We start from the raw sequence: 26,483 nt of genomic DNA on the forward strand, positions 1-26,483 counted from the left end.
ATTATTTCCTTTATATAATGACAGCACTGTTAAAATCGAAAAATTATAGTAAGAAAAATGCAAGTCTAAATTCAACCCAAAAAGGCGATACAGAAAATGTATCACCTTTAATAGGTCAAAATTCTATTCTTTTTTATTCTGCAGCTTGACCAGGATTTTGGTAAAGGGAATGTACTTGATCTGCCGAAAGGGCTAATCCATCATAAACACGCACTTCATCCATTAATCCTTTAAAAGGTGTATCCCAGTAGTTAACACCTAGCCCAAATTCAGCATCAATGGAGGTAAATACATTTGGGAAGTTGGTCCCTGTATATTTAGCTGCACCATTAACATAAAACACAACGTCGCCTTCTTTTACCGTTAAAGTAAGATGTGACCACTCACCTACAGGTATAGTCCTATCCGTTACGGCATCATACCACTGGTCACCGTTGTGTGACCAAACCATCGTATTACCCCATCCAGTTTTTGGTACCACACTAATCCAATTATTCGGGGTTTCTGTCCCAAAGAATGAGGTTGTAAATTCTGTGATTTGTTCAGGCTTTAACCACAATGATACAGAATAAGTATCACCAGTAATTAAACCGTCAGCTAAACGCAGTCCAGAATTCCCATCGAATTTAGCAGCCTGCCCTACAACACCTTCGGCAAATGTGATTTGTCCGCCTGTGTTATTTATTCGATCTCCTGTCACAGTTGCATCCGCTTTTTTTCCTGAACGGTCTTTAAAACCATCATTAAAGTCGTAGAAAGCCGCTAAGCCGCCTTCTTCCTTTTTCAGCACGGTAACGCTTACTGTTAATGTTTCGGTTGCCTCACCTAATTCAATCGTTGCGGTTAAGTCTACCACCGCATCTTCAGCATCTGAATTTGGTCGTGTAACCACACCATCAACAGACACTGCCTCTGGATTAGAAGATTCCCATGTAATTTGCGCTCCTCTTGTTGCTACGGTTGGCAGCGTCAAATCACTAATTACAGTAGATGGGAAACTAGTACTCAACTCTTGTTTGATCGCCTGCACTAATTCTCCGTCTGAAGAAGCTTCTACATGACTTCCCCAAATGACGATTCCTTCATCGGACATTGCACTAAACGTCATCACCCATTGTTGAGAAGTAGGGTCATATTGGCGGATAAATACACCATCATACGTACCTTCATTATCAATTGTTAATTCCGCTCGGTAATTGTCATAAAGTTTCCATGTACCTGTTACTGAACCAGTAATGGTGTGATCTTTGTTCAATTTCACCCATGTAGATTCAGTCAATTCACCCGTAATTTCTTTTCCATGGTTAATGTATTTAAAGTCACCCGTTACATCCGCTTCTGAAACTTTCTCAATTGTTTCACCAGCATAGCGGTATGGTGTTGGCACCGGCCATTGGTCATTGTTCTTAAATGTTTGATGTACACGAACTTCGTGCATTTCCCCTTGCTGCGGGAAACGAGTATGCGTAACGATAAATTCCTTACCTAGTTCTTCGTCAATCAGATAAGAGTTATGACCAGGAGAAAGGTAGCCTGTACCGATTCCTGTGCCCGCTTCGCCAAGATCTCTTTTAAATAAGAAGTTACCAATCATTTTATTACCGATATCTTTATGATCCTTGTTACTTGGGAAGTTACCTACACCGATATCAAAGGATTCTGGGAATACAGCAGGATTTCCTTTTGCATCGACATATGGACCATCAGGATTCTTTGATCTGAATTGTCTCATCTGATAACCGCCATCAGAAGCTAAACCGCCATAAGTAATGTATAGATAATAATAGCCCGTCTCTTTATCATATACAGCGTATGTTCCTTCAGCAGAACGGCCGTAGCCAGAAGCAATTTTTGTACCGAAGTATCTGTCGATCATACGGCCATCTTCTGTTTTTCCATCTTTACCAGGATACTTTGGCAGCCCTGTTTTCTTATCTAATTCTAAAATAAAGGTCCCGCCAGACCAGGAGCCGTATGTCATATATAACTTATTATTTTTTGCCTGAAGAATGTTGGCATCAATGGCGTTGGTATACAGTTTATTATTGTAATCTCCCTTTGCCGTAAACCAATCTGGATTCACTTCGTCAATCACACCATCTTCAATCAGATCTGCGATATTCGTATTCTCCCAGTGCTTATTCACGACACTGTTTCGATCAGACGTTTCATAGTTGGTAAATCCTGAATACATAATGGTATCAACATATTTAAATGGACCTTCAATATTCTTTGACACTGCAATACCAATTGCAGAACGGATATAAGTGGAAGACACACTATAGTAGATCATATAGGCACCCTTTGTACCATCTTCATTTACATAATGTTTATTCCAAAAAACATCCGGAGCCCAAACGGCATAACCGCCTCTGCTGTCTGAATCATTTTCTCCAGCCCATTTAAAGGACTCAGCAAGGTTTGCTGACAAATCGCCATAAACTTTATTATCTGGAGTGGTATAGCCATTCGTAAATCTATCCCAATTTACTAAGTCAGTTGATTTTGCACCGTCAATGTGTGAACCGTACACATAGTAGGTTCCCGTTTTGGGATCTTTAATGATGGAAGGGTCATGGACGGAAGCATTTCGAAACTCAAGTGGTTCAGCATTACTTGTATTACTTGTTTGCTCGTTACCTAGGACACCGCTTGGAATTAACAACAGCAATACTAGAGAAATAAATATCAATCTTTTAAAATATATTTTCATTTCGTCCTTTCTCCTCCTATGTTAGCGCAATCATTTTTGAATTCTATTTCTACTAAACTTATACACGAGTGAATAAACATCGACCTATAGTAAAATTTACCCAATATTCTGAAATTGCAAGGTAATCTTATCTTAGTTTTTAAGATAGTAGAATAAAAAAATATGTTTTATGTAGATTCATAGTTGTGTAAATATACGTACAAATTATACCTAATCCTTTAACTTATACTTATAAACCCTCCAATCCCGAAAAAGTTGTACTTACAATCAGTGAACCGCTTACATATAGCCATAAGCAAGCTTACTACTTATTAAACAATACTATAATATTTTAAAATTCTCAATAGTCTATTTCGAACTTGTTGAACAACTTTCAAGAATAACGCGGTGTATATGACCGTACAAGTTAGAGTTACTTGTTAGAACCATATTTCCTTTTAGATAAAGATTCATTTGCAAAAATACAAAAAACTCACCACATAAAGAGCATCTTTATATTAAACTAATCGTAATTGTCAACAACAAAGAGAAACCCGGCATTGAAAAAGACGCCGGGTTTACTCTTATTATTCTTTTATCCGCAGCCTATCAGCCAGCTCCTCTACTGTTATGAACAGAGGCCGCTCGCTTCCGTGCGGGGTATCGGGATAATGGGTAGAAATATAGATTTGCCCGTCCAGGCCGGTGAAAAGACTTGAATGCCCTGCGTTCCGGTCCATTAACAGCTCGTCTTCATGATGCCATGGACCTTCGATGCTTCCTGACTTGGAGCGGGCAACGGCTACCGTGTAGCCTCCAAAACCTTTGTCCCCATAGTTTGGAACAGAGTAACTCGACCAAAGCATCAAAAGGTCGCCGTTTTGGGCTTCGTACATGAACGGAGCATCGGTTAGGAATCCCTTCTTTTCAATCCTCGGATCTCCGAACAGCCGAATCCATCTCATTTCCGCTGCATTTAAAATATCGACCGGTTCACCATAAGATTGCTTCAAGTCATGCGTCAGTCTGACCGCCTTGATTTTCCCCTCATATTCCTGGGTCCATTCATGGCAAAATACAATCCAACGCTGCCCGTCCTTGTCTTCATAAAAAGTTCCATCAAGGCATTCCCACTCAGCAGGCGTGACGGCGAGGTCACTATGCGGAACGTATGGACCCGCCGGATGGTCAGCTACCAAGATACCTGTCCCGCGGTGTTCGCCAATTCCGCCTTTAAACGTCGCAAACATAAAAAACCGGCCATCAATCGAAAATACCTCAGGAGCCCAGTAATGGCGCACGCCCCAAAAGCCGCGCGGCGGTTCAAAGGCAATATAGGGGCCTTCCCATGTCTCCAAGTCCTGGCTCACATACACTTCAAAAACGGGGTCTTTGTCACCGCAGCCATCCGCGAATGTGGTCCCAAATAAATAATATTTATTTTCCTCAGGGTATGGGAATACAAATGGGTCCCTCATATGAATGTCTTTCCGGTTCACCTTTTGTACGGTACGGAAACCTATTTTCATTGTTTAGCCCTCCACGATTTCTGAATGCCATATATCATTAATCTTCCGGATTTCTTTCAGGTCGCATTTTGGCTTGCGGTCATAGGTGAGTAATCCGTTAATTTCCTGTTCAACATCTGTTAATTGGGTATAGCAATACCCATGCAGCGCTTTTGAAGCATACACGGCTTCCATGATTCGCTGATAATCCGTCACAAATTCATCAGAGCCGGTAACAGAAGTATAACCCCAGCCCGCATCTTCGCCAACTTTATAACCAATTCCGCCAAACTCAGTCAGGATGATTGGCTCTCCCTGATGCTCAAAACCATTGGCATAAATTTTCCTCTTAGCCGGCTGAGACTGCAAAAGCTGCTCTTTCGTCGAAATCGATTGCTTATAATATTCATATTTGGCTTTTTCATTATCATTTCCATGATTATAATTATGGATCGCACAAATATCAGATCGAGTCAGCTCCCAGCCGTCATTAGAAATCACAAGGCGTGTAGCATCAAGAGATTTAACAAGGTGGTACATAGCAAGCGAATGGTTTTGCTGCTGTTTGTCACCGCGCACATTCGGGATGCCCCAGCTTTCATTGAGCGGCACCCATGCAACAATAGAAGGATGATTGTAATCACGCTCAATAATCTCTATCCATTCTCTTGTCAGCCTGGCGGCAGCTTGTTCGTTAAAAGAAGGAGATGCTGCGCATTCGCCCCAGACAAGGAATCCGAGCTGGTCAGCCCAATATAGGAATCTCGGATCCTCGACTTTTTGGTGCTTTCGGCAGCCATTAAAGCCCATTTCCTTTGCTAGCTCGATATCAAGTTTTAACACTTCATCGCTTGGCGCCGTCAACAAGCCCTCTGGCCAATAACCTTGGTCAAGCACGAGCTTTTGATAGTATGGTTTATTGTTGAGGTATACCATTCCATCTTCTGTATGAACCTTCCTCATTCCGAAGTACGCTTCAATTTCATCAAGAACGGAGCTGTTTTCTTTTATAGTCAATTTAACGTCAAACAAATTCGGGTTCTCAGGCGTCCAGCACCAGCCATTGTGGTGAAACGGAGTACGGAAAATTTTATTTTGAAATAGATTAATTGAACGCTGAGCATTTTTCGCAAATAAACGGATTACATCCTTCGCAACAGTCTCGCCTTTAAAGGAAATTTCCACATCGGCCTGTTTGCCCGCAAACTCCCCTTCCACTTCCAATTCAAGGTGTACAGTGCCATGATCCACATCAGGTGTAAATTTCACCTTTGAAAAATGGACAGGGTTGACCGCCTCTATCCAAACTGTCTGCCAAATTCCAGTAGTCCGTGTATACCAGATTGAATCAGATTTTTCAATCCAGTATTGCTTTCCTCTTGGAATCGTCTCATCGGTTGAAGGATCTTCTACTCTTACGACAACAACCTCAGTCCCGCCATTTAAATAATGGGTGACATCGAAGGAGAAGGAGACATTTCCTCCTTCATGGAAACCTACGAGCTGTTCATTCACATAAACCCACGCTCGGTAATCCACCGCTCCAAAGTGAAGGATGACCTGGTGTCGTTTCCAGTCAGACGGAACCGTAAACTCGCGGCGGTACCAGACATGATCATGAAAGCTGTGATCTTCAATACCACTCAATTTTGTCTGGTAGGCAAAAGGGACGTTGATTTCTTTTGTAAAAGCAGCCGCATTCGTCTGCCATGCTTCTTTTACCCCTTCATTTTGATCATCGAAGGCAAACTGCCAAGTTCCGTTCAAATTTAACCAATTCTTTCGTTTCAACTGTGGTCGAGGATATTCTTGACGCATCATAACATTATTCTCCTTTAACTGCTTTATTCATGTTGAAGCAACAAACCATTATTTAATTCCTGAGTTCGTTACACTTTTTACAAAATATTTGTTGGCCAATAAGAAAACAATGATTGCCGGGATGGTTGCTACAACGGTCGTAGCCATCATTCCAGCGGGATTGACGAAATTCGACCCTTGGATCAGCGTCGCAATTCCCAGAGTCATCGTTTTCATTTCATTAGAGTTAATGACGAGTGACGGCCAAAGGTAATCGTTATAAATCCCCATAAACGTGATAACGCCCAGTGTTACCGCTACCGGCTTGATGGCTGGGAATATGACATGGCGCAGGATTTGCATTTGAGAAGCACCGTCAAGGTAGGCTGCTTCTTCCAGATCCTTTGGGAAACTTATAAGGAAGTTGTAAATCAGGAAGACACCCATTGTACTTGCTGTATATGGCAGAACTAGCGGGATAAAAGTGTCTAGCAGATTAAAACTTTTAAACATATAGAACGCCGGGAAAAGTGTCACAATGCCTGGAACTGTCAAGGCGATGATGATCGTACCGATGATGATTTTTTTACCTGGCACTTGCAATCGCGCCAAAGAGTAGGCCGCAAGAATATCAATGGCAACAACAAGAATTGTTCCGATTATCGTGATTACAGCTGTGTTAAAAACCCAGAGAAGGATTGGGGCGTCACTCGTCGGCGAGAAAATATCCATATAGTTTTGCAGTGTCCAAACCTTTGGAAGGATGGCCGAACTGGACATGGACTCACTTAATGTTTTAAAGGAAGTGAAAACCATCCAGACTAACGGTAAAAGAAACAAAATGGCGATTAAGACTGCCAGAGTGACAACGATGATGTTTTTTTGTTTTCGTCTCATGTTAATTCACTTCCTTTTTGCGGTAAGACATAAAGTACTGAGAAGCAGTCACAAGAAGCATAATAATCCCCATTAAAATAGCCATTGAAGAACCAACACCAAGCTGGTTCATACCGAAAACGGTATTCTGGATGCTCATCGTTAATGTGGTAGTCGACTGCTCCGGGCCACCTGCTGTGATGAGCCTTGACTGCCCATACAGGTTGAATGACGCGATTACAGTCATAATAATGATAAAGAATGCGACATGTTTGATCTGAGGCAATGCGATATAAATAAATTTCTTGAACCCATTGGCTCCGTCTAGATCAGCCGCTTCATAAAGACTTGGATCAACCTCGTCAAGGGCATTGATGAACAGCATCATATTAAATCCTATTGTCCACCAGACGGTCGCAATGAGGACGGACGTCCAAGCATAGGGCTGTTCACTAAGCCAGTTAATCGGCTTGCCTAAGATACCCATGCTGACCAAAAGATTATTGATAAAACCGCCATTCTCATTGAAGAGCCACAAAAAGATAGCAGATACAGCGGTAACTGAAATCGAATAAGAAACGAAGTATATCGTCCGGAATACCGGCTTAAGCTTCGCTGGCAGATGATCGAGAATAAGCGCAAGTCCTAAAGCGATGATCACAAGCGGAGGAACGCTTATGACAACGAATACTAGCGTATTTTTCAAGGCCAGCATAAACGCTTCATTATAGAGAGAGCCAGGGGTTAAAATATCAACGTAGTTTTGCAGACCGATAAAGCCGTTATTGCCCGATGAAAGATTCCAATTGTGTAGACTGACCCAAACCCCTAATAGCATCGGAGCAAGCCAGAATAAAATAAAACAAAGTATAAATGGGGAAATCATCAGGAATGCCCATGTTTTTGTCGAAGTTCCTTTGTGCATTTTATACACCCTCCAATAAGTAGGAGAACTAATGCTCACCTTTTTGCTGGTTTCATGATTTTAATGAGAATGGCGCAGGAATTCCCGCGCCACTCTGCCTGTTTTCATGATTACTTTGGTTGAGTCTCTGCAATTTGCTGCGCTTTCTTTGTTGCAGACTCAAGTTCTTTCATTAATTGTTCTTTTGTCAGGTTTTCAGTTGTTACAAGCTTGCTGAAGACTTTTTCATTCATGTAGCGGATTTGTTCTCCAAACTGATACACTTGTGGCGGAGCGACATATGAATCAAATTGTAAAGAGTTCTGGTACGCGATTTGATACTTGTCTTTCTCAGCTGTCACTTTTTCGATTGTCTTCAAGTGAACAGGAGCCTGTCCTCCATCTGCCCAATTGATCAGATTTTCAGGGGTGAACATATATTTGACGAACTCAGCAATTCCTTCTTTAACCTGCTCGTCTTTAACACTTGCAGAAACAGCAAGCATGTGAGCGTTACCGTAAGCAGCAGGCTGCTTGCCGATTTGAGGAATCGGTGCAATTCCTAGGTTATCACCGTATTTTTCTTTGGCTGCTCCATAGAACCAAGGACCTGTAAGGGCAACAGCCGATTGAACTGCTTTGCCAGATTCTGCTTCTTTCATGAAGGTTTTAAATTCTCCATCAAGACCTAATCCTGCTGGAGAAACTTTATCTTTCCAAACCATGTCATGGAACGTCATCAGTGCATCCGCAAATTCAGGCTGCGCAAAGTTCAAGGCATTGCCATCCTTCAGTTCTACACCATTTTGAGCAGCGATCATTAGCATGTAAAATTCTACAAGACCGGTTGAAGGTACACCTAATGCGTATAGATCCTTATTTTTTGCTTGGAGCTCTTGATTCAGCTTCAAGATATCTTCATATGTTTTTGGAGCTTCATTTACGAACTCTTTATTATAGAACATTGTTAAAGGATGTATATCAATCGGGAAACCGTAAAGCTTTCCATCCAATTTCGCAAGATCCATACCAGCCTTGTGGAAATCGGATTCTTTCAAACCAGCATTTTCGTATAGAGTGCCAACATCCTGAATCATGCCATCAAGACGGTATGTTTCTAGGTTGTTCCCATGAATGACAACAAGGTCATAGTCACCGGATTTGTATTTTGTATAGTGTTCTTTTTCTTGGCTTTCGACGATTTCATACTTGTCCTGAGAAGCGTTGAATCCATCTGTAATCTTTTTCATGTATGCCCCGTCTCCACCGGTGAAACCATTGATAAACGAGATTTGAATCTTGCCATCTTTTGACTTAGTTGACGCACCATTGCCGCCCGAGCAAGCGCCTAAAACTAGGACACTAGCAATTAATAAAACTAGCCATTTAAAAGATTTCATTCAGTTTTCCCCCTAGGAAATAGATTATCTTTTGCTGAAAGGTCTTTTTGTAAAACGCTTTCAACTTTACGAGGTTATTATTACATATTTTATTATTACAAATCAAGTGTTTTTATTATAATATTTTTTGTCATAAAAAAACTGACCGGAATGACATCCAGTCAGCTTTCTCCTGTAGTGAATTAATCTGCTACAGCATATTGAATTTTCATGATCAATCCTTGTTCATAATTTCCGAACTTCGATCCGAACAAATTCATGCCACCTTGATTTTTCGCGTCCTTTTTCACCCCGAGTTGCAGTGAGATGTACGGCTTTTCCTGTAATTTCAAATCATCAATCGTCACCGCAGAAATTTTCACTCCATCGATAAAACTGCCGTCATGGTTGATTTTCCAATATTTTAAAACGCCATACTGAGTGTTATGTGTTTCCCACCAGCCTGGTGTTAAAAATCCCCTCTCACCCCCAAAGTCTCCGGGGCTTGTCCAGTAGCCGATTTCCTTCCCGTTAATCCAGCAGGTGATATCAGAAGGCCAATCTAAATTATGATAAGGAGCCTCCGAACATAATTCAACAGAAAAATTTAGTTCCTCAACCCTTGCACCGTAAGGAATCCTGTTTGGGAAGTGATATTCAATGTTACCAGAACGAAACCAGATAAGCTGGGCATTTTTTCGCTCTGGTTCGTAAAAGGATCGGGGATCATCTAAGATATGAATGATGCCCTTTTCACTAAGTAGGCCACAAGTTGGTTCAATATCACATTGAACGTATTCGCCTATCTCTAATTCGAAGGTTAACACATCTTCCATGGCAGGTTCTTTCTCTTCAAGATCTATAATGATACGGTCATAGCGTTTTGAACTCACCTTTTGGCTCCCGCGACCGGGTACGATCTCAGTCGTGATCAAACCAGCTTCCTCTAACTTCCTTACATTCACCGCTGCCGAAGAAAACGGGATGTTTAACAGCTCAGAAAGCTCATTCACATTTTTGGGGCCGCCAGTTAACGACCGAATCATATCCATCCGGTGTTCATTTGCGAGCGCTTTACAAATTTCAATTGCTTCTTGTAATGTTAATTGTAATGTTCTCACATTGCTCTCCCTTTATTACATGTTTTATTATAATAAAATACAGGAAAATGTATTCACCTGCAACTATTCTTATAATAAAACGATGTTCTTTCCTTCATTTTACAATATTTTGTTTTAAAACTAAACTTTTTAATAAAAAGAGACATATCGTCCTTCTCAGAATATATTAGCTATGTTGTAGTTTACGTATGATCCATAGATAGGTCTAGAAGTGCCATAGAACTTACTTAGGTTTTTAATTCTCACACATAATGATAATCAGTTTGTAAGTTACTGTAATAGGTAATTTGTTCATTGAAATTCAAACGATCCAGAGTACCTATACAATATTTTGTATCATAGAATTACTGATAAATAAAAAAACGTTCCTTACAAAATGCAAGAAACGTTGATTCTACTTATCTATTTAATTGTTTTACCTTAATCGGCTTGGTTTCCTTGCTTAGTTTGATAATTTCCCCAATAATACTGATGGCAATTTCCTCTGTTGTTTCTGCGCCAATTTCCAATCCGATTGGAGAATGAACTTGTTCCAGCTGTTCCTGTCTGACACCTTCATTTTTAAGTTTTTCAAAGATGGTTATCACCTTGCGCTTGCTGGCAACCATTCCAACATAGGCAATCGGAAATTGCAGTGCTGTTTTTAATACGATATCATCACGATCCTTTGTCACAATGATCACATAGGACTTTTCATTTAAGTTGGCAGCGAGCAAAGCCTTTCCAATATCTTCGTTTATAAAAAGGTTCGTTGCATTGGGAAAACGTTCTTTGGTTGCATAACCCACCCGGTCATCGACAATGCAATAAGGAAGTTCAAGGGAATCGGAAAGCTTTGATAATGCATGTGCTAAATGACCGGCTCCAGCCAATACAAGTTCCGGCCTGCTGGTATAGACCTCAATAAACACCCTTAGTGTGCCGCCACAATTCATTTGAATTCCGTCTTTTGCGTGTTTATTTAATTTGTATTCAACGATTTTCGATTTACCGTTTTGGAGCGCATTTACACTCTCTTCGATGATAAAGTGTTCAGCCAAGCCCCCGCCGACAGTACCTTCAATGCTGCCATCTCGGTATACAATCATTTTTCCAACATGCCTGGGAGTTGAGCCTTTTGATTCAATAATCATGGCTAGAGCAAAGGTTTCGTTTTGACGATTCAGTAAGGCGACTTTTTCCATCAGCAGCAAGTATAGCTCCCCCCTATATATAAAACTTTAATTGTGTTGATATTGTTTCAGGCTTAGAAAATATCTTAAAAGATTTAAGGCGACTGTTTTTCTGTATATAGCAGTGGAGCGATGATCGTCGATTGGTTTTATGATTTTATCAAAGGCTGCGACAACCTGCGTGATGTCTGCATCATTTAATGGTATGGTTTTGCCCAACAGCTTCTTCTCAATATCAACCGAACGAACCATCGTAGGTCCAACCGCACCGAATGCAAAGCGAACATCCTCAATGACAGCACCTTTTGTCTTGATATATCCTGCAAACCCTACTTTTGCAATGGCATCTGCGTTGCGGTTGCCGACCTTCTCAAAAACGACATGAGCTCCTGTTTCTAATACGGACGGCAAAATAATTTCAGTCAGTATTTCATTCGGCTCACGCTGCACCCTTCGCACTCCTTGAATAAAATCGCTAATAGCAACGATTCGATCACCATTAACAGAACGTAGCAAAAGTTTCGCGTTGTATACATATAATAAGGGCAGTGTGTCGCCAGCTGGAGAAGCGTTGCAAATATTTCCTCCCAATGTCCCTCTGTTTCGAATCGCCGGAGCCGCAATCGTTTTGATTGCCTTTTTTAAAGGTAATGGAATTAAAGGGTTATTGAGTAATTCGCTATACGTGGAGCAGGCACCGATATGGAGATCGTTACCATTTTGATACACCCGTTTTAGTTCAGAAAGATGGTCAATAAAAATAATGGGTTGCGGGATTTTTGGCGGAACTCCCCTTCGACTTTTGTACATGACCATTACATCGGTGCCCCCGGCAATGATTGCACAGTTTTCTTTATTCAATTGGCTCAAGGTTTCTTCTAAAGTGTCGAATCGGTAGGCGGTTATTTTTTCTGCCATAAGCCGTCCCCTTTTTTAGCTGCAAGGTTAATAGCATCGACAATCATATTGTAGCCCGTACATCGGCACAGATTTCCGGAAATCCCTTCACGAATTTCAGCCTCAGAAGGATGTGGGTTTTGAGATAATACAGCAGCACTCGCCATAACCATCCCAGGAATGCAGTAACCACATTGGACTCCACCGGCCTCGGAATAGCTCTCATCTAAAATCCTAAATTGTTCCGACTCCATGATTCCTTCTATCGTTACGATGTCGGCACCTTCAATCGAGCCAATTGGAATTAGGCAGCTGTTTTGCAGGAGGTTATTGACAAAAACGCTGCAAGCGCCGCATTCTCCTTCCCCGCAGCCTTCCTTTGTGCCGATTAAATTAAAATCCTCTCTTACTACATCTAGTAATCTTGCTGTAGGAGGTGCGTCTGTTTCTATTTTTCTTCCATTTAGGGTAAATTTTATCATCCTTCTTCACCTTCTTTCATCCAAAGACTTTCAATAATGACTTCAGGTGTAATCGGAATTTGCTGAAAAGAAGTTTGCAATGCATCCTCGATCGCCGCTTGGACGGCGGGAGCGCCGCCAATTAAAGTCAATTCACCTGCACCCTTCGCTCCATATGGACCGTCCGCATAGGGGTTATCAAATACCCTACTTTGTATGGAAACAACGTCCATTGAAGTCGGAGGTCCATAGTCCGTTATGCTTTTTTGTTGAATTTTACCTTCTTTTGAGGTCATTTTTTCTAGATACCCGTAGGCTAAGCCTTGTGCTAAGCCACCGTCAATTTGCCCTTTCATAACCCGGTCATCAATGACCTTCCCTACTTCATAATTGGCATATACGTTTTCCAGCTTTACATTTCCTGTTAACGTATCTACTTCTACTTCAACAAAATTGACGCCCCATGAATATGCAGGATAGGCGTCTCCCGTGAAGGTTTTCTCATCCCAAGGAATCATTTCACGATGAACATAGTCCTCCGTTACTTCCTGTTCCAATCCTTTCTGCCACTGAGCCTTTAGTTTTTTTGCAGCACGTTCAAGTAATTTACCGACAATCATTGTTGTCCTTGAGGCTACCGTCGGACCAGAGTCAGGGACCTCTTTTGTATCGGGATAAGGGAACAAAACGTCTTCGTATGGGAGGTCTAGTTCTTTGGCGACGATTTTACTCAGCGTTGTAAAAATGCCTTGTCCCATATCAGAATTTGAGATTTTCAGCGATACCTGATCATCTTTGGATTTATAAAGCTTGACCTTTGCTTTTATATGATCTCGTTCACCACTGCCTGTAAACCCACACCCGTGGAGGAACAGCGACGTTCCACTCCCTTTTTTATAACGCTGATTTTGTTGATTAAAAGTTTGAAACTCTGCTTTTTTCTTTTTGTAATTGGACACGTTTAGCAAGTCCTCAATCATATCTTCCATTAATATCGGATCGCGGAAATTTCCATTGGTGATGGTGGGGTCTCCCTGTTTGACGAGGTATTTTCGTTTATATTCAAGTGGATCAATGTTTGCAAGTTTACTAAGATGACCGATATGGCTTTCGATTCCAGCAAAGCTTTGTGGTGCACCAAAGCCTCTGAAGGCACCGTTCGGAACGGTATTAGTTTTTAACACATATCCTTTTGCATGAAAATACGGAATTTTATACACACCGGCACTGTTTAGTAAGGCGCGCTGCAGCACGACTGAGCTCAATCCCACATTCGCTCCGCCATCAAGAAAAATCTCCACGCACATGCTCAAGATATTTCCTTCCTTATCAAGTGCTGTTCGATATTTGAGTTTGGCAGGATGCCTTTTCGTGGTAACTGTCATATCCTCAGAACGGTCGAACACGAGCATCACCGATTTTTTGACTGCTTTTGCAGCAATAGCTACGTGACACGCCATCATCGAAGGAAACTCTTCTTTGCCTCCAAAACCTCCGCCCGTTGGGCTTTGAACCACCCTGACGTCATCGTCGCCACAGGCTAAAGCGCTTAGCAAGGCATTTTTTATATAATAAAGACATTGCATCGATCCCTGGACGACAATTTCATCATCTTTATAAATGCCTAGCATTCCTTGTGGCTCAAGGTAAACATGCTCCTGATAACCCGTATCATATTCTTCTTCGATAATTTGGTGGGCGCTCTGCTCAATAGCTGAAATGATTTCTAAGTTTTCCCCAAATTCATAGTTTGCCATATTAACCCCAGGGGCGGATTTTTGATTGATGGCTTCGTCCAATGTGTAAATCGCCTGTTGTTCTTCCAATTCAATTTTTACGCCATCGAGTAGACTGTACAGGATATCAAGGTCTTTTCCAACGAGCATTAGAATCGGCTCACCAATATAACTGACCCATTCATTGGCAAAAATGGGCTGATCTTCTTTGATAATTTTGACATAATTCGGACCAGGGATATTCTCTGCACCAACCGCTTCATATCCTTCAGGAAGGTCAGGTAATTGTATGGATTTGATTTTTCCATAAGCAATCGGCGACCGATACAAAACTCCATAAACCATATTTTCTACTTTCACGTCACTAATATAGGCCAACTGGCCAGATACCTTGCCTTTATGGTCCTTTTTGGGCACTGAGGTGCTTATGTCTTTTAGATTCATTCCAACAACACCCTTCGACTCATTTTTAAAGAATACAATATTAATAGAACCTCTTCCTACGATTTTATAAATCAGCATGATGTTTTATGATTAATTTCATTCAAGAAATTCGTTCTTTACATTATATTTTAATCTCGTGTAACTTTACTTATATCTGTAAGAAATTTTGACAAAGTATTTTGAACCTTGGGGACGGTTCTAGTGGACTACTTTTTGTCTAGCTTGGACCAGGAGAACCGTCCCTGTGGAGACCTGTGGAGATACAATAAAAAGCAGCTTGATTCGATTCAACTAGGAAAGCTGATCGAATCAAGCTGCTTGATGAAAGGGGAAGATATTGACAAATTTAATCTTTATTATAATAATCAATGGCTTGTTGGTAATCCTCCTGCGTATCCACATCCATGAGTACTCCAGGGTCATTTACACTGATGTATTGCTTTTTAAAACCATTCAGGACCACCCGTAAATTACTTTCTGGGTCCGTTTCGAGAATTTTTTGTTTTACTACTTTTGATAATTTGATCGGGTGTCCGCCTTTATAATGGAAGCTGGGAATCACTACGTCTCCTTTGTATTCTGCTAGTAGCTGGAGTGTTTCTTTTTTAACAAGCGGACAATCTCCAGGTGTTATAAAGAAGGCTGGGTCATTTACTTCGTTGCAGCCCTTTTGTATGGAGGTGAACATTCCCTGGTTAAAGTTTTCATTGTAAATAAACGTTATCCGAAATGGATAGATATTTTTATTATGAATTTTTTTGATTTCCTCTTTGATGAGGTCCGCATGAAACCCAGCTACGACGATGACTCGACTGCATACTCCTTCAAATTTAGAAATCGTATGCTCCAACACGCTCATTTGCCCCAGTGGTAACGTCATTTTAAATGCATTCGCTCGACTGGAATATCCAGCAGCTAAGACAATCGCTTCCATTATACTCACCTCGCTATTTAGACCATGGGGACGGTTCTAACGGTCTTCTTTTCGACCTAACCTAAGCCTAGAGAACTTTCCCTCTGGAGATTTACATTATTCTATTATTTATAATTTTAGACTCACAAAAGTAAAAAAGAAAGACAAGGCCCCTTCTACTTCTTTGAATGGTGCAGCGCAATTTTCTTGTTATTTGGGTTACCTGGATCTTTTTGCTATCATTTAATGTAGGTTGTTATCAAGGAGGACGTGGAATGAACAACTTAAACGAACTATTTCGTAATAGATTAGGTATCCCACAAGATGAAGTAATTACATTTCATTATTTAGATAGTGTTCTTGAAAAGACTGCAAAAACCATTCCTTTTGAGAATTTATGTATTATCGAAAATAGAACGAAGGAAATTACGAAAGAAAATTTAACGAGTAAAATACTTCAACATAACGAGGGAGGTCTTTGTTATGAACTAAATACAATTCTTTACCTTTTCTTATACGAAAATGGCTTTAACCCCTCCTTAGTCCGCGGAGTAACTTACAATCCTATGAATCAACAGTGGAGTGGGACCGGGAATACTCATGTGGTTAATCTCATTACCCATAACGGGCAGGTCTATCTCGTTGATACTGGTTTTGGAGGAAACTTACCATTAAAGCCTGTTCCGTTAAGCGGAGAGACTGTCGCTTCTAGTAATGGAGAATTTAGAGTGGATCATGCAGAAAGTGAACATGGGGACTATATTTTGTACATGAAATTAAATCGCAAAGATGAGGATTGGAAAATAGGTTACGCTTTTAATTCTAAAGAAGAGATTCATAATATAACTGAATTAAATGAAGTGCAAAGAATTATCATGGAACATCCTGAATCCGCATTTAATAAGAAGCCATTAATCACTAAGATAACAGATAAAGGGAACATAACATTAACTGACACTTCGTTTACACAATGGGTTGATAGAGCATTGAACAAAGAAGTCATTGATGAAAAACGATTCAATGAAATAAAAAAAGAATATTTTAATCTTTGATTACAATGGGGACGGTTCTATTGGTCTACTACTGTAACTTTAGCCAAGAGAACCGTCCCTCTGGAGGTCCTGATTATGATGGTACAAAATAATATATACATAGATGAAATACTTGCCCAGTACTTTCCGGCAGGCAGCTGGGTAACATGTGTTGGGCAAAGTGGTGCAAACAATACGACCCGATTTGTTCGTGTTGATGATGAGCAATTTGTACTCCGCGTTTACGAAACCCATCAGGAAGTAGATAAGGTAAAGTATGAGCATGCAATTCTAGCTGCATTAGCGGAAATGCCTCTACCTTTTTCTATACCCAAACCTATCCGAACAAGGGATGGAATAACGATTGTCAGAACCAGGGATGGAAAGATTGCCGGTTTATTTCAGTACTTGGATGGAGTAAACCCTACCTTGGATGAATTATCAGAAATTCAATCTTACGGGAGAACTGCTGGTCTATTGTCAGCTTCGCTAACACATGTACAAATCCAACTTCGTCCTGCCTACAGACCGTATTATGAGATTGAAAGTACTCATCCTAGTTGTTCTTTACAGGATGTTTTGAGCTTTTGCAAAAACCCTCCAAGCGAATTTGCAGAACAGACGAAAGATTTACTTGTGATTTATGAACAGCTCACTTCCTTTATGGAGCAAGTTCCAACATTAAGGCAATTGCCACATCAGCTTGTTCACGGCGATCTAAATGCGTCCAACATTCTCGTCGATGAAGATGGAATGGTGTCTGCCGTTCTCGATTTTGAATTTGTTACGAACGATTTGCGAGTGATGGAACTGGCTGTTTGCTTATCAGACTTCATCCAGCCCAGCGAAGAAGAAACCATTACTTGGGCAAAAATTCTTTCGTTACTTTCCGGTTATGGGCAATCGTTAAAATTGAAAGAAGCTGAAATCGAAGCTGTTCCTGTCCTTATCCAACTTAGAAGTCTAGACGTTTTCATCCACTTTCTGGGCCGTTATTTAGATCAGGTCAGCCCTATTGATATCGTTAAAGAATATATTCAAAAATGTGCGCTACGCTGTAATTGGATCACGGATAATAAAAACAAACTGATTACTTTTTGTGTTAATAATTTGTTAAATGCGTAAAAGACCATGGGAAGACCATGGGGACGGTTCTATTGGTATTAACTTTTTGTTTAAGTTAAACCAAAAGAACCGTCCCCATAGCACACTTATGACCACCTTACTAATGAATCAATTAATATACCCACGGCAAAAAGTAGCAGCATGATGTGTATGTAGTTTACCCTGCCTTTCCGTTTGTTTTGAAGAAAGATCCATATCCAAAGAATCGCTAAAACGATATGAAGTAAGTCTAGTACATGTTCATCTCCCGCCATTAGCACCATCTCCTATGATCAATGAGATCAACTTATGCAAATACAATCGTTTTATTACCATGAACCAGTACTTTATCTTCCACATGCCAGGAAACGGCTTCGGCGAGAACTCTCTTTTCCACATGACGTCCCGCAGTCTTTAAATCCGCTGCTGTATAGCGATGATTAATACGCTGTACATCTTGCTCGATAATGGGTCCTTCATCCAGATCATTCGTGACATAATGCGCTGTGGCTCCTATTAATTTCACCCCTCGGTTAAAGGCTCTAACATAAGGGTTTGCCCCAACAAAAGCTGGCAAGAACGAGTGATGAATGTTAATGATTTGTTTGGGATAATGGGAAATGAATTTAGGAGAAAGAATTTGCATATACCTGGCCAGAACAATAAAATCCACGTTTCCTTTTAACAATTCTAATGTTTTCTGTTCGGCTTCTTCTTTCGTATCTTGTGTCAGCGGGATATGGTAAAAAGGGATGCCGTAACCCTCAACCATTTCTTTTAAATCAGGATGATTACTGATTACCATTGGGATATCCACAGGAATTTCATTCGATTTCCACCGCCAAATAAGCTCAGTGAGACAGTGGTCCGCTTTGGAAACAAAGATTGCCATTCGCTTCCTTCTTTCATTACTGCTCAACTGCCAATCCAACGCATAATCCCGCGCCAGCACGTCGAGATCATTTTCAATTTTTTCATAAGTAGAATCATAATCTTCTAAATCAAACTCGATCCGCATAAAGAATATACCTGCTTGCGGGTCGGTTGTATGTTGATCAAAATGTACAATATTGGCTTTGTGTTCTAATAAAAAATTGGTTACAGTCGAGATAATTCCTGGCTTTTCAGGACAAGAAATTAATAATTTTGCACGGTTCGGCTTTACCTTTGTGTTCATTGCTCTTCCTCCATCCTTAGGTATGATTTAGGCATGAATTGCCTTTCCATCTACGGCAAGGGCAGCTTCACCAATTGCTTCTGCCAAGGTTGGGTGGGGGTGGATGGTATGAGCGATATCCATGGCGGTTGCGTTTAATACACGCGCGAGTCCAACTTCCGTAATCATATCCGTTACATGCGGACCTACCATATGAGCTCCTAACAGCTTATTAGATCCTTCTTCCACAACCAGTTTGACAAAACCATCTGATTCACCAAAAACCAAAGCTTTTCCGATGGCACGGAATGAAAACTTACCAGTTTTTACTTGGTACCCTTTTCCCTTTGCTTCTTCTTCTGTAAGCCCAACACTTGCTGCTTCTGGGCTGCTGTATACACATTTTGATACAAGAGTCGAATCAAGTGGTACAGGATTTTCACCGGCGATATGTTCAATCGCAATCATTCCTTCATGTGAAGCCACATGGGCAAGCTGCAAGCCGCCAATCACATCACCAATCGCGTAAATGTTTGGTTCATTGGTTTGATAAAATTCATTTGCTTTAATAAATTCACGTTCAAAAACTATTGTCGTATTTTCCAGCCCAATGCCTTCTGTATTCGGTAATCGTCCTACGGATACTAAAAGTTTATCAGCAGAAAATGACGTTTCTTTTCCTTTATGCTCCGCCTTAATCGAAACACCATCACCTTTTTCAAGGGTCTCAGGTAGCACCTTTGCACTCGTAACGATTTTTACACCTTTTTTCTTCATTAAACGCTGGATTTCTTTTGAAACATCTTGATCTTCTGTTGGTAATATACGATCGGCATATTCAAGTACGGTTACTTGTAATCCAAAGTCTACAAGCATCGATGCCCATTCGATTCCGATCACACCGCCTCCAACAATGATAATCGAAGTTGGAAGTGCCTCCATTTTCAACGCTTCATCTGATGTCATCACATAGCTTTCATCTACTTCTAGGCCAGGAAGTGTTCTAGGGCGAGAGCCTGTTGCAATCAAAATATTCCGTGGGCTTAAAATGATCTCAGCTTCATCATTGTTCAATTCCACTAAAACATCTTTTGACTGCAAGATACTGCCTTTCCCCTCATAAACATCGATCTTTCCTTTTTTCATCAGATATTGGACACCTTTAAAAAGCTGTTCCGTAATTTCTTCTTTTCGAGCCTGTACTTTTGAAAAATCAAGTCCAACTTCTGGCGCAATGACTCCATACTTATCTACTTTTTTTGTTTGAGCGTACACTTCTGCACTTCTTAATAAAGCCTTGCTAGGGATACAGCCAGCATGAAGGCATGTTCCTCCAATTTTTCCTTTTTCAATAACCGCCGCTTTTAAACCTAATTGTGAAGCGCGAATGGCGGCCACGTATCCGCCTGTTCCACCGCCGATAATTACAACATCATATTCTTTTGTCATGTTCGTATCCCCTTCTATCAAAATATGTCATTATATCTATAGGAAAACTTGGAATAATAGTACCAGCAGGGGCTCCATACGCTCATAGAATGCAGCCATGCTCCTATTATTCTATTTCAATTGCACATGCACTTGAGGTAAAGCTTTCTCCAACTAGAAAACCGTTTTCGTCATTATAATCAATATGTGTTTCTTCATCTAAATAACGTTTTGTGAAACGATCCAGCCGAATCTGAATCCCATCCATCTCAATGATCAAGTCGTTTCGGCGTGGTTCATCAAATACAATGGAAAACTTAACCGTCATACCGCATCCGCCGGCGACATCGGCGTCAATTCGGGGAGTCTGATCTCCATTGACAACTAATTCCTTTAGTTTTTGCATGGCCGATTCTGTCATTTTTATCACCATAGGAACTCACTCCCCCTTTTTCGCTTTTTACATAGATGATGCATTCGTTTTTGCTGCATTGACCTGTTCGTCAGCATGATACGAGGAGCGGACAAGCGGACCTGCTTCGCAGTGACTAAAGCCTTTTGACATGGCAATGCTTTTTAGTTCCTCAAATTCTCGTGGACTCCAATATTTTTGAACCTTTAAATGGTGTTTGGTTGGCTGCAAGTATTGACCGATTGTCATAATATCTACATGGTTAGCACGAAGATCATCCATCGTTTCGATAATTTCTTCCTTTGTTTCTCCAAGACCAATCATAATGCTTGATTTTGTTGGAATCGCAGCATTCATTTGTTTTGCACGTCTTAGAAATTCAAGGGAACGTTCATATGTTGCCCGGGCACGAATTTTTGGTGACAAACGTTTCACTGTCTCAATATTGTGATTTAAAATGTCTGGACCGGCATCCATTAATGTTTTTAAGTTGTCGTATTCACCCTTCATATCAGACGGAAGGACTTCAATACTGCAAAATGGATTGCGGCGTCTTACTGCCCGTACTGTTTCTGCAAAAACCCCAGCTCCGCCATCTTTTAAATCATCACGAGCAACGGCGGTAATCACGACATGCTTTAGTCCCATTTGTTCCACTGACTCCGCAACACGTTCAGGCTCATCCCAATCCAGCTCTGTCGGCAGCCCTGTTTGAACGGCACAGAAACGGCATGCACGAGTACAGATACTTCCTAAAATCATAAAGGTTGCAGTTTTGCGTACAGCCCAGCATTCATGAATGTTGGGACATTTTGCTTCTTCGCAGACAGTATGGAGCTTTTTTTCACGCATCATTTTTTTTAAGCCCATATACTCTTCATTCGTATTTAATTTAATTTTTAGCCAGTCTGGTTTGCGGACATAATCAATTGACATATTTACCACTCCTATGAACAGTCATGAAGTTTTTGGGTTATTTTGAACCACCAAGAATGAAATAGTCATTCCAAGTGGCTCATGTTTACCCACTTATTTAAGACAACACTGATTCTTTAGTTACTGCTTTTTCTTTTGTATAGCGCAAGATCGGTTGTCTAGCAGCCTGTACTTCATCTAACCGGCCAATTACTGTCGTATGTGGTGCGTCTAATACGACACCTGGATTTTCTTCTACTTCTTTGGCAATTTGGATCATAACATCCGCAAAAGCATCCAATGTTTCTTTTGTCTCTGTTTCTGTTGGTTCAATCATCAAACATTCCTCTACATTTAGCGGGAAGTAGATGGTAGGTGGATGGTAGCCAAAATCCAGCAGACGTTTGGCCATGTCCAGTGTTCTGACACCAAGCTTTTTCTGTCTTGATCCAGATAAAACAAATTCATGTTTACAAATTTGCGAATAGGGTGCATCAAAATACGGTTCTAGTTTTTTGCGCAGATAATTCGCATGAAGTACGGCACTTTCTGATACTTGACGTAACCCCTCTCCTCCCATTGTGCGAATATAGGTATACGCTCGCAAAAGAATACCAAAGTTTCCATAATATCCTTTCACACGGCCAATAGAAAGCGGCTGGTTAGTGTTCAGCACATATACTTCGTTTACTTTTTCAACACGAGGTACTGGTAAAAACGGAATTAATTTCTCCTTCACACCGACAGGTCCTGCACCTGGGCCGCCCCCGCCATGAGGTGTTGTAAAGGTTTTATGAAGATTTAAATGCACGATGTCAAATCCCATTTGCCCAGGGGTTGTTTTCCCTAAGATGGCGTTCGCATTGGCTCCATCATAGTAGAGTAAGCCGCCTGCTTCATGAACAACCTTAGCAATTTCTACTATTTCTTTTTCAAATAGACCGAGAGTATTTGGGTTTGTCAGCATCAATGCGGCTGTATTATCATCAACATGTTTCTTTAATTCTTCTAAATCGACTAACCCATGCTCGTTGGATGGAATCGTGATTGTTTCAAAGCCGGCAACCGCTGCACTTGCAGGGTTTGTTCCGTGTGCGGAGTCTGGAACAAGGACTTTCGTTCTTACCTCACCTTTTTGCTTGTGATAGGCTTTGACCATCATTAACCCGGTCCATTCTCCTTGAGCACCTGCTGAAGGCTGTAACGTTACGGCATCCATTCCTGTGATGACCGCTAATTCTTCCTGTAATTCATATAAAACCTCTAATGCGCCTTGTACCGTTTCAGCAGGCTGATAGGGATGAATGCGGCTAAACCCTTCCAAACGTGCTACGTCCTCGTTTATTTTCGGATTATACTTCATCGTACATGAGCCAAGTGGATAGAAACCATTATCAATCCCATGGTTTTTATTCGAAAGCGCCGTGTAATGCCGAACAAGCTGTAACTCTGATACTTCTGGGAGTTCTGCTGGCAGGTCACGAATCAAATGTTTCGGAAGTTTATCATTTAAATCAACATGATCAACATCACTCTCTGGAAGGCTTAAACCAACACGTCCCTCACGACTGATTTCAAAAATTAGATCATTATATTCAACCATTTACAGCTGCCTCCAATACCTCGATAAATTGGTCAATCTCTTCTTTTGTCCGCTGTTCTGTTACTGCTATCAGCATTTGATCTTCTAAGCCGTAATCATTTCCTAAATCAAACCCGCCGATGATACCTGCCTCAAGGAGTTTTGAATTGACTTCCTTTACTGGACGAGGAAGCTTGACAACAAATTCATTAAAGAATGGAGCTTTATTCATAATGGTAAAGCCTTTTTTATCTAGCAATTTTGCCATGTAATCGGCTTTTTCAACGTTTAGCTGCGCCATCTGACGAATTCCTTGCTTTCCAAGTGCACTCATACAAACCGCAGAAGCAAGTGCATTTAAAGCTTGGTTTGAACAAATATTGGATGATGCCTTATCACGGCGAATATGCTGCTCACGTGCTTGCAGAGTTAATACAAATCCACGCTGTCCTTTATCATCTGTCGTTTGCCCGACAATACGTCCAGGGATTTTTCGCATAAATTTCTTGCTTACTGAAAAATAACCGCAGTGCGGACCGCCGAAGGACATCGGAATTCCTAATGGCTGCATATCCCCGATCACAATATCTGCTCCAAGTTTACCGGGAGCCTGTAAGAGTGCGAGTGCCAACGGATTGGCGCTTACAATGAAAAGCGCGCCTTTTGTATCAGCGATATTCTTAATTTCTGCTAGATCCTCAATGGAACCGAAAAAGTTTGGGTATTGAACAATCACAGCAGCAGTGTTTTTATCAATTTGTCCTTGCAGCTGTACTAAGCTTGTTTCATCATCCGTAAGATTGACTTCCTCAACGATATACCCTTGGCCATCTGCTACCGTATTTAGGATCGCACGTGATTCAGGATGAACCCCCTTCGACACAAGAACTTTGGAACGTCTTGTTGATGCGACTGCAAGTGATGCAGCTTCTGCCAGCGAAGTAAAGCCGTCGTACATCGAAGAATTGGCGACATCCATTCCTGTCAGCTCACAAACCATGGTCTGAAATTCAAATATCGCCTGTAATTCACCTTGGCTGATTTCCGGCTGGTAGGGTGTATAGGCTGTGTAAAATTCGGAACGTGATATCATGTGGTTGACCACACTTGGTATGTAGTGATCATAGGTTCCCGCACCAAGAAAAGTCGGGTAATGATTCGCATTTTTATTTTTAGAAGCAAGCTGATTCATTTTTTTTGAAAGAAGTGATTCAGGGACAGCCTTTGGGATATTCAGCTCCGATTTCAGTTGCAGATCTGCTGGAATATCTTCAAATAACTCGTCTATTGAAGTAATATTTAAAAACGAAAGCATTTCCTCTTGATCTTGTTTCGTATCAGGGAGGTATCGATAAGTGGAAGTCATTTTATTCCTCTCCTTCATTAATAAATGCTTGGTACGCCTCTTCATTTAAAAGTGAATCCAATTCTTCTGGATTTGACATTTCCACTTCTATTAACCAGCCTGCTTCAAATGGGTGCTCGTTAATCGTCTCAGGAGCGTCTCCTAACTCTTCGTTTACCAAAACAACCGTGCCTGATACAGGAGAGTATAGATCAGATACTGCTTTTACTGATTCGATGGTTCCCATTGATTCATTCGCTGTTACTTCATCATCCACTTCTGGGGTTTCAACGAAGACGATATCTCCTAATTGCTTTTGTGCAAAATCAGAAATTCCAATTCGTACTCGATTTCCGTCTAATTGTAATACCCACTCATGTTCTTTGCTATAAAGTAAAGTTGCTGTCGCTTTCGTCATTTTTTTCTCTTCCTTCCAATTTTTATTTACGAACGTAATGCCTATCTGCTAGTAAGTTACAACTCTATTAACTCTTTTTATAAAAAGGTGTTTTAACCACAACCGCTTCAATCAACTTATTACGAATTTCCACTTTCAATGGTGTTCCTACTTCAGTATGTTCAGCCGTAATGAGTGCAAGACCAATACTTTTCTTTAAAGATGGTGATTGGGTTCCTGATGTCACTACACCAATAACCTCTCCATCTTCTGAAACTACTTTATACCCATGACGCGGGATTCCCCGGCCGGTGACTTCAATCCCTACTAATTTTCGTTTTAATCCGGCTTCTTTTTGTACTGATAATGCAGATTTACCGATAAAATCACTTTCTTTGTTTGTTTTTACGGCAAAGCCGATTCCTGCTTCAAGGGGACTTATATCACTTAATAACTCTTGACCATAGAGTGCAAGACGTGCTTCTAGACGAAGGGTGTCACGCGCACCAAGGCCGCATGGCATTAAGCCATCATCACTTCCTGTTTCTAAAAGCTTTACCCAAAGTGCTTCCGCTTGAGAAGCGGATAAATAAAGCTCAAAACCATCTTCCCCTGTATAACCAGTACGAGATACGAGCACATCAGTAATCCCGTCCAGGTTGACATGTTGCACAAATTTAAATGGGCCAATTTTGGATATATCAGTTTCTGTTAACTTTTGTAAAACACCTTCAGCCTTGGGACCTTGGATGGCAATCTGAGCAATTTCATTCGAAATATTTGTTAGTATCATATCTCCTTTTACATGCTGCTTCATCCATTCGTAATCTTTGTCAATGTTTGCGGCATTAATGACGAGTAAATATTTTTCATGATCTAATTTATAAACGAGTAAGTCATCGACCGTTCCGCCGTCTGGATAGCACATTGCGGTATACTGTGCTTGATTGATGCTAAGCTTTGTTACATCATTAGTGACAAGGTAGTTGATGTAGCTCTCTGCATCTTTCCCTTCTACAAGCACTTCACCCATATGAGAAACATCAAAAAGTCCTGCTTTTGTACGAACCACCTCATGCTCTTCTAAAATGCTGGAAAACTGTACTGGCAGTGCCCAGCCTCCAAAATCTATCACCTTGGCACCAAACCTTCCATAAACTTCAAAAAGTGGTGTTTGCTTTAATGTTGTTGTGATCCCCATTGAGATACC

Annotated in this window: 23 protein-coding genes; 2 read left to right on the plus strand and 21 right to left on the minus strand. The window is 40.9% G+C overall.

All coding sequences use genetic code 11. From position 1 onward, the window contains the following. Window positions 1–133 precede the first annotated feature (133 nt). The 12 genes from ACIQAA_RS14135 to ACIQAA_RS14190 form a co-directional block, all read right to left on the minus strand. Window positions 134–2,713, minus strand: a complete 2,580-nt coding sequence (locus tag ACIQAA_RS14135; protein WP_402620463.1) for a lipocalin-like domain-containing protein — start codon at window positions 2,711–2,713, stop codon at window positions 134–136. A gap of 566 nt (window positions 2,714–3,279) precedes the next feature. After that, window positions 3,280–4,221 (minus strand): glycoside hydrolase family 43 protein, encoded by a 942-nt coding sequence (locus tag ACIQAA_RS14140; RefSeq protein ID WP_402620466.1) that lies wholly within the window; start codon window positions 4,219–4,221, stop codon window positions 3,280–3,282. Between the two features lie 3 nt (window positions 4,222–4,224). Further along, window positions 4,225–6,021, minus strand: a complete 1,797-nt coding sequence (locus ACIQAA_RS14145; protein ID WP_402620467.1) for a glycoside hydrolase family 2 protein — start codon at window positions 6,019–6,021, stop codon at window positions 4,225–4,227. A gap of 48 nt (window positions 6,022–6,069) precedes the next feature. After that, window positions 6,070–6,897 (minus strand): carbohydrate ABC transporter permease, encoded by an 828-nt coding sequence (locus ACIQAA_RS14150; protein ID WP_402620470.1) that lies wholly within the window; start codon window positions 6,895–6,897, stop codon window positions 6,070–6,072. Between the two features lies 1 nt (window position 6,898). Further along, window positions 6,899–7,582: a carbohydrate ABC transporter permease gene (locus ACIQAA_RS14155; RefSeq protein ID WP_402620473.1), complete on the minus strand. Its 684-nt coding sequence runs from the start codon at window positions 7,580–7,582 to the stop codon at window positions 6,899–6,901. A gap of 329 nt (window positions 7,583–7,911) precedes the next feature. Then, on the minus strand, window positions 7,912–9,180 hold the full coding sequence (locus tag ACIQAA_RS14160) for an ABC transporter substrate-binding protein (RefSeq protein ID WP_402620475.1): 1,269 nt from the start codon (window positions 9,178–9,180) through the stop codon (window positions 7,912–7,914). 182 nt (window positions 9,181–9,362) lie between these two features. Next, window positions 9,363–10,280 (minus strand): ArsR/SmtB family transcription factor, encoded by a 918-nt coding sequence (locus tag ACIQAA_RS14165; protein WP_402620478.1) that lies wholly within the window; start codon window positions 10,278–10,280, stop codon window positions 9,363–9,365. Between the two features lie 398 nt (window positions 10,281–10,678). Continuing rightward, the gene (locus tag ACIQAA_RS14170) at window positions 10,679–11,464 is read right to left on the minus strand and encodes an XdhC family protein (protein WP_402620997.1); all 786 of its coding nucleotides are present in this window, start codon (window positions 11,462–11,464) and stop codon (window positions 10,679–10,681) included. A 36-nt stretch (window positions 11,465–11,500) separates the two neighbouring features. Then, window positions 11,501–12,370: an FAD binding domain-containing protein gene (locus ACIQAA_RS14175; protein ID WP_402620481.1), complete on the minus strand. Its 870-nt coding sequence runs from the start codon at window positions 12,368–12,370 to the stop codon at window positions 11,501–11,503. Beyond that, window positions 12,355–12,831: a (2Fe-2S)-binding protein gene (locus ACIQAA_RS14180; RefSeq protein ID WP_402620483.1), complete on the minus strand. Its 477-nt coding sequence runs from the start codon at window positions 12,829–12,831 to the stop codon at window positions 12,355–12,357. Before ACIQAA_RS14180 ends, ACIQAA_RS14175 begins: the two co-directional genes overlap by 16 nt. Beyond that, on the minus strand, window positions 12,828–14,990 hold the full coding sequence (locus ACIQAA_RS14185) for a xanthine dehydrogenase family protein molybdopterin-binding subunit (RefSeq protein ID WP_402620485.1): 2,163 nt from the start codon (window positions 14,988–14,990) through the stop codon (window positions 12,828–12,830). The genes ACIQAA_RS14180 and ACIQAA_RS14185 overlap by 4 nt, the downstream gene beginning before the upstream one ends. 346 nt (window positions 14,991–15,336) lie before the next feature. Next, the gene (locus tag ACIQAA_RS14190) at window positions 15,337–15,924 is read right to left on the minus strand and encodes a nucleotidyltransferase family protein (RefSeq protein WP_402620487.1); all 588 of its coding nucleotides are present in this window, start codon (window positions 15,922–15,924) and stop codon (window positions 15,337–15,339) included. 254 nt (window positions 15,925–16,178) lie between these two features. Here ACIQAA_RS14190 and ACIQAA_RS14195 point away from each other — a divergent pair, with 254 nt between their 5' ends. Both ACIQAA_RS14195 and ACIQAA_RS14200 read left to right on the plus strand, forming a co-directional pair. After that, window positions 16,179–16,955, plus strand: a complete 777-nt coding sequence (locus ACIQAA_RS14195; protein WP_402620490.1) for an arylamine N-acetyltransferase family protein — start codon at window positions 16,179–16,181, stop codon at window positions 16,953–16,955. 75 nt (window positions 16,956–17,030) lie between these two features. Then, entirely contained in the window at window positions 17,031–18,059 is a 1,029-nt protein-coding gene (locus tag ACIQAA_RS14200; protein WP_402620493.1) for a phosphotransferase, read from the plus strand. Window positions 18,060–18,145: 86 nt separating this feature from the next. On the opposite strand, the gene ACIQAA_RS14205 is transcribed toward ACIQAA_RS14200, so the two are convergent. The 9 genes from ACIQAA_RS14205 to gcvT all read right to left on the minus strand — a co-directional run bounded on the left by ACIQAA_RS14205 (window position 18,146) and on the right by gcvT (window position 26,474). Then, window positions 18,146–18,313, minus strand: coding sequence for a hypothetical protein (locus tag ACIQAA_RS14205; RefSeq protein WP_402620496.1), 168 nt, complete (start codon window positions 18,311–18,313; stop codon window positions 18,146–18,148). Between the two features lie 32 nt (window positions 18,314–18,345). Continuing rightward, window positions 18,346–19,215, minus strand: a complete 870-nt coding sequence (purU, locus tag ACIQAA_RS14210) for a formyltetrahydrofolate deformylase (protein WP_402620499.1) — start codon at window positions 19,213–19,215, stop codon at window positions 18,346–18,348. 27 nt (window positions 19,216–19,242) lie between these two features. Beyond that, a complete protein-coding gene (gene lpdA / locus ACIQAA_RS14215; protein ID WP_402620501.1) occupies window positions 19,243–20,643 on the minus strand; it encodes a dihydrolipoyl dehydrogenase in 1,401 nt (466 codons plus the stop codon). Between the two features lie 106 nt (window positions 20,644–20,749). Then, entirely contained in the window at window positions 20,750–21,055 is a 306-nt protein-coding gene (locus tag ACIQAA_RS14220; protein WP_402620503.1) for an iron-sulfur cluster biosynthesis family protein, read from the minus strand. Between the two features lie 27 nt (window positions 21,056–21,082). Further along, window positions 21,083–21,970: a lipoyl synthase gene (gene lipA, locus ACIQAA_RS14225; RefSeq protein ID WP_402620506.1), complete on the minus strand. Its 888-nt coding sequence runs from the start codon at window positions 21,968–21,970 to the stop codon at window positions 21,083–21,085. A 97-nt stretch (window positions 21,971–22,067) separates the two neighbouring features. Next, window positions 22,068–23,552, minus strand: coding sequence for an aminomethyl-transferring glycine dehydrogenase subunit GcvPB (gene gcvPB, locus ACIQAA_RS14230; RefSeq protein WP_402620509.1), 1,485 nt, complete (start codon window positions 23,550–23,552; stop codon window positions 22,068–22,070). Then, window positions 23,545–24,897 (minus strand): aminomethyl-transferring glycine dehydrogenase subunit GcvPA, encoded by a 1,353-nt coding sequence (gene gcvPA, locus ACIQAA_RS14235; protein ID WP_402620511.1) that lies wholly within the window; start codon window positions 24,895–24,897, stop codon window positions 23,545–23,547. Before gcvPA ends, gcvPB begins: the two co-directional genes overlap by 8 nt. 1 nt (window position 24,898) lies before the next feature. Continuing rightward, the gene (gene gcvH, locus ACIQAA_RS14240; RefSeq protein WP_307302133.1) at window positions 24,899–25,294 is read right to left on the minus strand and encodes a glycine cleavage system protein GcvH; all 396 of its coding nucleotides are present in this window, start codon (window positions 25,292–25,294) and stop codon (window positions 24,899–24,901) included. 67 nt (window positions 25,295–25,361) lie between these two features. Next, on the minus strand, window positions 25,362–26,474 hold the full coding sequence (gcvT, locus tag ACIQAA_RS14245; protein ID WP_402620514.1) for a glycine cleavage system aminomethyltransferase GcvT: 1,113 nt from the start codon (window positions 26,472–26,474) through the stop codon (window positions 25,362–25,364). Between the last annotated feature and the right edge of the window lie 9 nt (window positions 26,475–26,483).

This window comes from Neobacillus sp. NPDC093182 (genome assembly GCF_044754045.1).